Source organism: Hymenobacter seoulensis (assembly GCF_054780535.1).
Window position 1 is genome coordinate 1,376,251 of the sequence record NZ_BAAGWD010000002.1, and the last position, 10,758, is coordinate 1,387,008.

Consider the following 10,758-nt stretch of genomic DNA (forward strand, 5'->3'; position numbering starts at 1 on the left):
GATTAGTATAAAGTAAAAGCGAGTTGCTGAGCGAAGTCAAAGCATCTCGCTTGCTAACCTTGCCAAAGTAAATCATACGATTATTCGAGCGAGATGCTTCGGCTGCGCTCAGCATGACGTTCTGAGAAGGCGTATTTGTATAGGAACCCCATGAAGTACTACCTGATAGCTGGCGAGCGTTCCGGCGACTTTCACGCCGCCAACCTGATGCGCGAGCTGCGCCAACAGGACCCAGAAGCTGAATTCCGCTTTTGGGGCGGCGACATGATGCAGGAGGCCGGCGGCGAGCTGGTGCGCCACTACCAGGAAATGGCCATCATGGGTTTTTGGGAAGCGGCCACCAGCATCCTGAAGTTTCGCGGCTACCTAAAGGAATGTCAGCAAGATTTGCTTGCCTACAAGCCCGATGTTGTCATCCTGGTTGACTACGCGGGCTTTAACATGCGCATTGCCAAGTTCGCGAAGGCAAGCGGCCTGAAGGTGTTCTACTACATCTCCCCAAAAATCTGGGCTTGGAACCAGAGCCGGGTACACAAGGTGAAAGCCCTCGTGGACAAGATGTTCGTGATTCTACCTTTCGAGGAAGAGTTCTACCAGCGCTTCGAGTACAAAGTAGACTACATTGGCAACCCAACTTCTGATGCCGTAGCCGAACACCAGAAGTCGGAGGATTTCTATGAGCGCAACAACCTCGATCCGCTTCGGCCCATTATTGCCGTGCTACCTGGCTCACGCAAGCAGGAAATAGAGGAAATGCTCTACGAGATGGTAGCCATTCTGCCACCTTTCCTCGATTATCAGTTCATCGTGGCCGGCGTCGATAACCTCGACCGGAATTACTACGCCAACTTCGAGCGTAACAACGTCCGTATCCTCTTCAACCAAACCTACGATCTGCTAGCCCACGCCACCGCAGCTCTCGTTACCAGTGGCACCGCTACCCTCGAAACGGCTCTGTTTGATGTGCCACAGGTTGTGTGCTACCGTACCAGCGCGGTTTCTTACGCCATCAGCAAGGCCGTAATTAAGGTTTCCTACATTTCCTTGGTTAACCTTATTGCCGGCCGCGAGGTAGTAAAAGAGCTGATTCAAAGCGACTTTAATGCCCGCAACTTGGTTGTAGAACTCAAGAAAATCACCGCCGACGAAGCCTTCATAGCCAAGCAAAAAGCTGGCTACGCCGAAATTCGCGAGAAACTAGGCCAGCAAAAGTCCGCTGAAAAGGCTGCGAAGCTGATGGTGGGGTATTTGAAAGGATAAGCAGTTACCAAATACAGCGCTAAAAAGCCCGAGGGTTGGGAGTCAACTTACTCCCAGCCCTCGGGCTTTTTAGCGCTTTGGTCTGAACGAATGCCTACGCGGCCCTCAGTTGCTTCAGCGCCGTCTGCTCAAATTTGCTGCGGGCATACTCTTCATCGATTACCAACTCTTTCACTCCTTCTTCCGACGGCATATCGAACATGGCATCGGTCATGATGGCTTCGCAGATGCTTCGGAGGCCGCGGGCACCTAGACGATACTCGTCGGCTTTCACCACAATGTACTCCAGGGCGCCTTCCGAGAAGCTCAGCTGAATATCCTCCATGTCGAAGAGGCGCTGGTATTGCTTCACGATAGAGTTCTTAGGCTCCGTCAGGATTTTGCGCAGGGTAGCGTGGTCAAGGGGGTTCAAGTGCGTAAGCACGGGTAGGCGGCCAATCAGCTCAGGGATGAGGCCGAAAGCTTTCAGATCTTGCGCCGTTACGTAGCGCAGGAAGTTATCCGTGTCTACCTTTTCCTCCAGCTGGGTTTTGGCAAAGCCAATCGGCTTGGTGTTCAGGCGGTTTTTGATGATGCGCTCAATACCTACAAAGGCGCCGCCACAGATGAAGAGGATGTTCTCGGTGTTGACCGTAATCATCTTTTGCTCGGGGTGCTTGCGGCCACCGTGTGGGGGCACGTTTACGGTAGTGCCTTCCAGTAGCTTCAGCATTGCCTGCTGCACTCCTTCGCCACTCACGTCGCGCGTGATGCTCGGGTTATCGCTCTTACGGGCAATCTTGTCAATCTCGTCGATGTACACAATGCCCCGCTCGGCAGCTTCCACGTTGTAGTCAGCGGCTTGCAGCAAACGAGTCAGGATGCTTTCCACGTCCTCGCCTACGTAGCCAGCTTCAGTGAGCACAGTAGCATCGGCAATACAAAAGGGCACCTGCAAAATGTTGGCTAGCATTTTAGTCAGGAAGGTTTTGCCCGTGCCAGTTTCGCCTACCATAATGATGTTCGACTTTTCAATCAGTACATCATCTTTCTGGGGCTTCTGCATCAGGCGCTTGTAGTGGTTATACACCGCCACCGACATCACCTTCTTGGCTTCATCCTGCCCTACCACATATTGGTCGAGGTACTCCTTCATCTCGCGCGGCTTCACGAGGTTAAACTTCGGGGTCTTGGAGTTAGCCCGAATCTTATTCTCCTCGTTCAGGATTTGCTGGGCCTGCCCCACACAACGCTCACAGATGTGGGCGTTGATGCCGGAAATCATGACCGTCACATCTTTTTTGCTCTTGCCGCAGAAGGAGCACGTAATATCTGCCATTGCCAAAGTAACTCTCAGAGTAGGGGAGGATAGGTAGTTGCTGCTAACCTACCTCAAAGGTACGAAAAGGCCAACGCCCGGCGTCGTTAAAAAAGTGCCGCTGAGCTAGGCCTCTATTTAAAATGAAAAAGCCCGCCTAGGCGGGCTTTTTGCGGTAAGTTCGTCAGGGTGAGGTTATCAACACTTCACGGTGGAAAAGAAGCTAGGCTTTCTTTTTTTCCAGAACCTCGTCAATCAGGCCGTACTCTTTGGCCTCATCAGCGCGCATCCAGTAGTCACGGTCAGAGTTGTCGTGAATTTCCTGGTAGGTTTTACCGGTGTGCTCGGCCAAGATATCGTACAGCTCTTTCTTGAGTTTCAGAATCTCACGAGCGGTGATTTCGATATCCGACGACTGGCCTTGCGCGCCACCCGAGGGCTGGTGAATCATGACGCGGGCGTGGGGCAGAGCCGAACGCTTGTCTTTGGCGCCACCAGCGAGCAGCACAGCGCCCATAGAAGCAGCTAGGCCGGTGCAGATAGTAGCTACATCGGGGTTCACGTACTGCATCGTGTCGTAGATGCCGAGGCCGGCGTACACGGAGCCGCCGGGCGAGTTGATGTAGAGCAGGATGTCTTTTTTGGCGTCTACAGACTCCAAGAACAGCATCTGCGCCGTCAGGATGTTCGCAATATAATCGTCCACGGCCGTGCCCAAGAACACAATCCGGTCCATGATCAGGCGCGAGAATACGTCAATCTCAGCAAAACGCGTAGGGCGTTCCTCAATTACCGAGCGGGTCATGCCCGTAGGTAGCATCATGCCGGAACGCACCTGGCCTTCCATGTGCTGCAGATACTGATCTACACCCAGACCACTGAGGCCCTGGCCCTTAACGGCAAATTTGCGGAACTCTTCTTTATTCAGCATGGCAGAAAAAGTGGGAGATGAAATAAGTCAAACGAAATGTATGGGCAACAAAAAAGCCCATACGACAAGTAAGGGCTTTTTTGTTGGTTCGAAAACCGAAATGTTAGCGCTTAGCCAGCATTCTGATTGCGGAAGTCCTCAGCCGAAATCGGGTTGTCATTAACAACAACTTTGCCGCGCAGGTTTTCCAGCACTTTCTCTGCCAGAATGGCTTCGTATTCGTTTACGTAGTTCTTGCCGTTCTCCTGACGCAGGAAGTTGTCAGCAAAACCACGGATAGACTCTTCCATTTCTGGCGTCATCTCCATGTTGAACTGCCCCAAGATTTTCTGCATGGTGCGGTCCACAATTTCGTCGTTCGATACTTTCAGCTCCTGCGCTTCTACTACCTTATTGCGGATCAACGACCACTTCAGCTCTTTCTCGTAGTCCTCGTAGTGCTCTTCAACCTGCTCGGGCGTCAGTTTGCCGTTGTTAGCACGTACCAACCACTTCTTGAAGAACTCCTTCGGAATCTCGATAGTAGTGCTTTCCAGCATCTTATCGATGATCTGGCGGTTCACGAGGTTGTCGGACTCCCGGTCGTAGTTTTCCTGTACCGTCGAGCGAACCTTCTCATCGAAGTCTTCTTTCGAGGTTACGATGTCCTTACCGAACACTTTGTCGAACAGCTCCTGGTTGAACTCAGCCGGAGCCGAACGCTGGATTTTGCCTACAGTCAGGGTGTACTCGCCTTCTACGCCTTCCGCTTCCTCTTTGCTCATGCCTGAGAAGCTCGAAATAGCAGCTGCGTCGCCATCGAAAGCGTTTTTCAGATCGAAGCTGATTACGTCGTCGGTTTTAGCACCTACAAACTTGTCAGCATCGTTCTTCAGCTTGTTGGTCGGCAGCAATACTACGCGGCCTTCACCTTCTTCGTCAGCCTTCTTCAGCTTGCCGGAAATGTAGTCGCCAGCCTCAGCGGTTTCAGGCTCGGAGGTTTCGCCAAACTGACGCTCCAGCTGCTCGTAAGTTTCCTTCAGCGTGTTCTCATCCAGCTCAACCTTATGACGGTCTACATTAACCGACTGATCAGCAGGTAGTTCAAACTCGGGCAGCAAGCCTAGCTCAAACTGGAACGTGTAGTCTTTCTGGGTATCGAAATCAACATCGGTTGGAACCGGCAGGGGCTCACCGAGGATTTTCAGGTTGTTTTCTTTGATGTAGTCATCAACCGACTTGCTGAGCAGGCCGTTGATTTCTTCCACCAGAATGCCTTTGCCGTACATTTTGCGCACCAGCGTTACCGGCACTTTGCCCGGGCGGAACCCTTTGATCTGCGCCTTTTTGCTGTACTCCTTCAGCTTCGACTCCACGGTGGGAGCATAGTCAGCCTCCGTGAGATTTACTGTCAGGATGGCATTCAGCTGGTCGTCTTTTTTGTCGAGGGTAATGTCCAAAACGGGTTGTCGGTTAAGGGTACTACTACGTTGATGTAAACAGGGGCAGAAACCCGGTAAAAAGGAAACCCCCAACGTGTGGGTTGAGGGTTAAGGGTGGTTTTCTAACTCAAAAACCTAAATAAGTGCGGATGGAGGGACTCGAACCCACACGCCTTGCGGCACCAGATCCTAAGTCTGGCACGTCTACCAATTTCGCCACATCCGCGTCTGAGGCCGTCTGCCTCGGGGCCGCAAAACTACACAAGGCAATTTTAAAAACAAGCGTCTTTCATAAATTAAGATGCGGCACGACGTACTTTTTATGTGGTAACCTGCAGTAGCTGCTCGGGAAACGGTTTTGTTTCCTGTCGGGCCTAGGCGAAACTAGGTTGGCCACTATCCTTACGCACTAACGCTTTTCTTACTTTGTTGAGGTAGTACTGAGGCTTGGCACTGCCGAAAGACCTAGTGCATATAGCCAGCTTCAGCTACAAGCCGTACCTTAGCAAGCAGTATTTCGGTGCTTTTAGGCGCCGCCCGCGTACCATGTCTATTGTCATCGATCCTGAAGTAGAACGCCAGGAAATCCTGCGTCACTACCGCCGCCTGCTCCGCACCGCCAAGCCTTACTTAAAAGAGGGCGATGCGAAGCTCATCAAGAAGGCCTTCAATACCTCTCTGGAAGCGCACAAAGAGATGCGCCGCAAGTCCGGGGAGCCATACATTCTGCATCCGCTGGCCGTAGCTCAGATTGTGGTGGAGGAAATCGGGCTGGGCACTACCAGCATTATTGCGGCCCTGCTGCATGATGTAGTGGAGGACACGCCCTGGGAGGTAGCCGACGTAGAGCGCGAATTCGGGCCGAAGGTGGCGCGCATTGTAGATGGGCTCACCAAGATTTCCGGCGTATTTGAGTACGGCACCTCGGAGCAAGCGGAAAACTTCCGCAAAATGCTCCTGACGCTTTCCGATGACGTGCGGGTTATCCTGATAAAACTGGCTGACCGGTTGCACAACATGCGGACGCTGGACTCGATGCCGCGGCACAAGCAGCTGAAAATTGCCTCTGAGACGATTTACCTCTACGCGCCGCTGGCCCACCGCCTAGGTCTTTACACCATCAAAACTGAGCTGGAAGACCTTTACCTGAAGTACACCGATACCGAAATCTATACGGAGCTGGTAAACCGCGTGCGGCAAAGCCGGGCTGCACGGAACCGCTTCATTAAGGATTTTGTGCAGCCGATAGATGAGGAGCTGAAAGCCCAGGGCTTCGAGTACGAAGTGAAGGGCAGGCCTAAAAGCATCTATTCTATTCTGCGGAAGATGCGCAAGCAGAACATCACCTTCGATGAAGTGTATGACTTGTTTGCCATTCGGGTAATTCTGGATGTGCCGCAGGAACAAGAAAAGGCGGCCTGTTGGCAGGTATACTCTATTGTGACGGACTTCTACCAGCCCAATCCCGACCGGTTGCGTGACTGGGTAAGTACGCCCAAAGCCAACGGATACGAATCGTTACACACTACGGTCATGTCGCGAACCGGGCAGTGGGTAGAAGTGCAGATCCGAAGCCGCCGCATGGACGATATTGCCGAGAAAGGCTACGCAGCGCACTGGAAATACAAAGACAACGGTACGCCTCAACCAGAGTCAACGCTGGAGTCGTGGATAAACAAGGTGCGGGAGATGCTCGAAACCAATAACTCCAGTGCCCTGGAGTTCATGGACGAGTTCCGCCAGAACCTGTTTGTGAAGGAAGTGTATGCCTTTACGCCCAAAGGGAAGCTAGTAATTTTGCCAGATAAGGCTACTGCCCTCGACTTTGCCTTTGAGATACACACGCATATTGGGCTGCAGTGCCTAGGTGCCAAAGTAAACCAGAAGCTGCAGCCCCTGAGCTACCAGCTCCGCAACGGCGACCAGGTGGAAATTCTGACGTCGCAGAAGCAAAAACCGACGGAAGAATGGCTGCAGTATGTAACCACTTCCAAGGCCCGTACCCGCATCAAAGACTGGCTACGGGACGAGAAGCGCACTAAGGCCGAAGATGGCCGCTTCCTGATTGAGAAGCGGTTTGAACTGCTAGGCATTGAATATTCCCAGGATAACATCAACCGCCTACTAGCCCACTACAATACCCACAACCTGCAGGAGTTTTTCTACCGCGTGGCGATTGGGCAAATAGATGGCCGCGAAATCCAGAAAGATCTTTTCGACCCGAACGTAGAGGCGCCACGGCTGCCCTCGATGCTAGAGCCCAAAGCCTTCGACCATGAGGTGCAGAAAGTGCGGGGCGTAAATGCCAATATGCTGGTTATCGGGGAGCGGACCGACAAGTTCGATTACACTATTGCGCCTTGCTGTAACCCTATTCCCGGTGACGATGTGTTCGGGTTTGAGACGGATAACGGCATCGTGATTCACCGAACGTCTTGCCCCAAGGCTGTGCAAATGATGTCGAACTACGGCAACCGCATTGTGCGTGCCAAATGGACGGAACAACTGGAGCTGGCTTTCCTGGCCGGTATTCGCATTAAAGGTTCCGATAGAGTAGGACTAGTGAATGATGTCACGCGCATCATCAGCAATAGCCTTAAAGTGAACATGCGCTCCATCACCATCGACTCTAACGACGGTATGTTTGAAGGCCAGATTATGGTGTTCGTAAATGATACTGACCACCTCGAAAAGCTGATTCACCGGCTGTCCAAAGTAAACGGGGTATTGCTCGTAGAGCGTTTCGATTCGTGAATTGGTTTTAAAGAGTTTTCCTGAAAATGGGAGGTATAAAACAGTATAACCAGAGGCGGATTGATCTAGGGTTTAGCATGTAAACAGAGCTAGGCCAAGATGTCTTCAGGAGATTTGCTAGGTGTTCATTCACCCTAAAGTCCCTTCAAACATCCTTCCTTTTTTGCTGTTTTCACTCCTTGTATATAATGCCTCATAAAATGCCTGTTACTGAGAAGCATCTGGATAAAGAAAAGTATGAGGAAGTGAAGAAGATCTTCACGGCCTATCTTGAAAATAAAGGCCTGCGGAAAACGTCAGAGCGGTATGCTATACTGGAGGAAATATACTCCCGTAGCGGCCACTTCGATGTGGAAGAACTATATGCCGGAATGAAGGAGCAAGGCCTGCAGGTAAGCCGCGCCACTGTATACAACACGCTTGACTTGCTGGTTGAACATGGCCTAGTAAGCAAGCATCAGTTTGGCCGCAACTTAGCGCAGTACGAGAAAAGCTATGGTTACCGCCAGCACGATCATGTGATCTGCACAGAGTGTCATAAAGTGGTAGAGTTTTGTGATCCGCGCATTCATGGCATCCAGACTATGGTAGGGGAGTTACTCAACTTCCATATCTTGCACCACTCTTTAAACCTTTACGGTGTGTGCGGCGACTGCCGCGCGAAAGCCGCCGCCCGCTCTTTAGCCGAATGAAAACTGATACCGCCGTCCAGGATGGCATTCTCTTTGTGCGCCTTTCCGGCGACTTAATCGGTAGCCCCGACACCCAGCAGCTCCTTCAAAGCGTTGATCAGCACCTCGGCGACGAGCTTCGCCATTGCACCGTTGATTTGTCGGGCATCCGCTATATCAATAGCACCGGCATCGGAGTACTTGTATCACTGCTCACCAAGTTCCGCAGCCGCGGGGGTGAGATGATACTGATCAACCCCGCTGACCACCCACGCAAAATGTTGGCCCTGACCAAGCTGAACGCTATATTTTCCATTGCGGACGATGAACAATCGGCCGCTGAACAGTTGAAAGCCGCAAAATAATGCCCGTTGACGTACTAGTAGGATTACAGTGGGGGGATGAAGGCAAAGGCAAAATTGTCGATGTGTTAGCCCCCACCTACGATGTAGTAGCCCGCTTCCAGGGCGGCCCCAATGCGGGCCACACCCTAACTTTCGATGGCATCAAGCACGTGCTGCACCAGGTGCCCTCCGGTATTTTCCATCCGCACATTATTAATGTAGTGGGAAATGGGGTAGTTCTTGACCCGGTGGTGTTTCGGCAGGAACTACAAAAGCTCACGGACCGGGGTGTTAATTGGGGTGCTAACCTCTATATCTCGCGCAAGGCCCAGCTTATACTTCCTTCACACCGCGCCCTTGATCGTATCAACGAAGAGGCGCGTGGCGGTGGAAAGATCGGATCAACGCTGAAAGGTATTGGCCCTACGTACCAGGATAAGATTGGCCGTACCGGGTTGCGGGTTGGTGATATTCTCCTTCCCGATTTTCAGGAGCGGTATAACGAGGCAGTAGCCCGCCATGCTACCCTAGCTGACTTTTATGGTAAAGGCCTCGAAATTGAAGAATTTGAGGCCGATTTCTTTTCTGCCGTAGAGTTCCTGCGTACACTTCAGCTCAGCGATACTGAGTATCTGCTGAATGATTTGCTGCGCCAGGGCAAAAACGTACTGGCCGAAGGAGCCCAGGGGTCTATGCTGGATATAGATTTCGGCACCTATCCTTATGTGACTTCTTCCAGCACCATTGTGGCGGGTGCCTGCACTGGCTTAGGTATTGCCCCACGGCATATAGATAAGGTGTATGGAATCAGCAAGGCGTATTGCACGCGGGTAGGCAGCGGCCCATTCCCAACGGAGCTTCATGACGAGGTAGGGGAGAGGATACGGGCTGCCGGCCGCGAGTTTGGTGCTACTACTGGTCGCCCTCGTCGTTGCGGCTGGATTGATTTACCGGCTTTGCGCTACAGCATTATGCTAAATGGCGTAACAGAAATTCACTTGATGAAGGCTGATGTACTGGACGAGTTCGATGAAATTCGGGTCTGCACGCATTATCAGCTGCCAAATGGTGAGCAAACCGACCATCTGCCAGACCACGGCGACCTCCAGAACCTGACTCCTGTATATATCACCCTCCCAGGTTGGCGCACAGACCTTCAGGCCATAACTGACCCTAGTGCATTGCCTGTTGAGCTGAAACAATACGTCCAGTATCTGGAGCAACATCTAGAAGTGCCAGTAAGTATCGTAAGTGTTGGCCCTGATCGGGTCAGCACCTTGCACCTTCGCTAAGGCATTCCAACTCTTCAAGCTTATAAGAAAGGCCGCTATTTAGCGGCCTTTCTTGCTTGTTGCGCCTAATGAATCTAGTTATAAGAAAGCCTTCAAAGTTTTTTTTGCCTAGGCTGAACTAATTCTTAATCATAAAGAGTTTACCCTCAGCAAGCTAGGATAGTTGGTCTAGGGTGCTATAAAGTTTGTAAAAAAAAGATGAGGATGCATTTGGTATTTCCAGAAAAGACCTGCACTTTTGCACTCCCAAACCGGAACGCGGCAGGGATTCAGCACTTCGCTTTCTACTTCGAAAGCAGGGGTTGAAAAAAAGTTGACAGCGCGTCTTGCTTCTTGTGGAAAAAGGGTGCTACCTTTGCACCCCGCTTCGAGAGGAAGGGGATGGAAACAGAAAAGAAAACTTTTCTAGATCCTTGCAAAAGTCAACTTGGTAGTGCTACCTTTGCACCCCGCTTTCGACCGAGAAACGGGCTTTACAGGGTACCAGGAGCGAAAACAACGAAAAAGTTTTTTTGCCTGGGAACTTGGAAAGTGCAAAACGAGTGGTTACCTTTGCACCCCGCTTCAACCGGAAGCGAGCAGCGCACGACAAGAGAAAAACGCTTCGAAAAAAGTTTTCTTCTTTTTCTTGCATTTAGAAAAAACGGTGTTACCTTTGCAACCCGCTTCGAACGGAAGCTTAGCAAAACGAAAACACTTGGCCTGGTAACACAGGCACACGGTTTTCTTCGATAGGAAGAAAGCACACGTTCTTTGAATGATTGGAAAAGACAATAGTAGGTAAGGCT

Annotated in this window: 8 protein-coding genes and 1 tRNA gene; 5 read left to right on the forward strand and 4 right to left on the reverse strand. The window is 51.5% G+C overall.

Annotated features, from left to right (window positions below):
- The first annotated feature begins 150 nt into the window (after positions 1-150).
- A complete protein-coding gene (gene lpxB / locus ACYVHC_RS13670; protein ID WP_460614292.1) occupies positions 151-1,260 on the forward strand; it encodes a lipid-A-disaccharide synthase in 1,110 nt (369 codons plus the stop codon).
- 94 nt (positions 1,261-1,354) lie between these two features.
- Here lpxB and clpX read toward each other — a convergent pair whose 3' ends face one another.
- From clpX to ACYVHC_RS13690, 4 genes are all read right to left on the reverse strand, one after another.
- Positions 1,355-2,578, reverse strand: coding sequence for an ATP-dependent Clp protease ATP-binding subunit ClpX (gene clpX, locus ACYVHC_RS13675; protein WP_460614293.1), 1,224 nt, complete (start codon positions 2,576-2,578; stop codon positions 1,355-1,357).
- 202 nt (positions 2,579-2,780) lie between these two features.
- Entirely contained in the window at positions 2,781-3,488 is a 708-nt protein-coding gene (locus tag ACYVHC_RS13680) for a ClpP family protease (RefSeq protein WP_460614294.1), read from the reverse strand.
- Between the two features lie 110 nt (positions 3,489-3,598).
- Positions 3,599-4,927 carry a trigger factor gene (tig, locus tag ACYVHC_RS13685; RefSeq protein ID WP_460614295.1) on the reverse strand — a complete coding sequence of 443 codons (1,329 nt, stop codon included), beginning with the start codon at positions 4,925-4,927 and terminating at the stop codon, positions 3,599-3,601.
- Positions 4,928-5,053: 126 nt separating this feature from the next.
- Positions 5,054-5,135: transfer RNA gene (locus ACYVHC_RS13690), tRNA-Leu, on the reverse strand.
- A gap of 320 nt (positions 5,136-5,455) precedes the next feature.
- Between ACYVHC_RS13690 and ACYVHC_RS13695 the strand changes: the two genes are divergently transcribed.
- The 4 genes from ACYVHC_RS13695 to ACYVHC_RS13710 all read left to right on the forward strand — a co-directional run bounded on the left by ACYVHC_RS13695 (position 5,456) and on the right by ACYVHC_RS13710 (position 9,970).
- Positions 5,456-7,663, forward strand: a complete 2,208-nt coding sequence (locus ACYVHC_RS13695) for a RelA/SpoT family protein (RefSeq protein ID WP_460614296.1) — start codon at positions 5,456-5,458, stop codon at positions 7,661-7,663.
- A gap of 200 nt (positions 7,664-7,863) precedes the next feature.
- Entirely contained in the window at positions 7,864-8,355 is a 492-nt protein-coding gene (locus ACYVHC_RS13700; RefSeq protein WP_460614297.1) for a Fur family transcriptional regulator, read from the forward strand.
- Positions 8,352-8,699 carry an STAS domain-containing protein gene (locus ACYVHC_RS13705; protein ID WP_460614298.1) on the forward strand — a complete coding sequence of 116 codons (348 nt, stop codon included), beginning with the start codon at positions 8,352-8,354 and terminating at the stop codon, positions 8,697-8,699. Before ACYVHC_RS13700 ends, ACYVHC_RS13705 begins: the two co-directional genes overlap by 4 nt.
- A complete protein-coding gene (locus tag ACYVHC_RS13710; RefSeq protein ID WP_460614299.1) occupies positions 8,699-9,970 on the forward strand; it encodes an adenylosuccinate synthase in 1,272 nt (423 codons plus the stop codon). The genes ACYVHC_RS13705 and ACYVHC_RS13710 overlap by 1 nt, the downstream gene beginning before the upstream one ends.
- Positions 9,971-10,758: the final 788 nt, after the last annotated feature.

Excerpts from the sequence above, each read along its gene's own strand:
- lpxB (WP_460614292.1), top strand. The coding sequence starts at position 151 with ATGAAGTACTACCTGATAGCTGGCGAGCGTTCCGGCGACTTTCACGCC.
- clpX (WP_460614293.1), bottom strand. The coding sequence starts at position 2,578 with ATGGCAGATATTACGTGCTCCTTCTGCGGCAAGAGCAAAAAAGATGTG.
- ACYVHC_RS13680 (WP_460614294.1), bottom strand. The coding sequence starts at position 3,488 with ATGCTGAATAAAGAAGAGTTCCGCAAATTTGCCGTTAAGGGCCAGGGC.
- ACYVHC_RS13695 (WP_460614296.1), top strand. The coding sequence starts at position 5,456 with ATGTCTATTGTCATCGATCCTGAAGTAGAACGCCAGGAAATCCTGCGT.
- ACYVHC_RS13700 (WP_460614297.1), top strand. The coding sequence starts at position 7,864 with ATGCCTGTTACTGAGAAGCATCTGGATAAAGAAAAGTATGAGGAAGTG.
- ACYVHC_RS13705 (WP_460614298.1), top strand. The coding sequence starts at position 8,352 with ATGAAAACTGATACCGCCGTCCAGGATGGCATTCTCTTTGTGCGCCTT.
- ACYVHC_RS13710 (WP_460614299.1), top strand. The coding sequence starts at position 8,699 with ATGCCCGTTGACGTACTAGTAGGATTACAGTGGGGGGATGAAGGCAAA.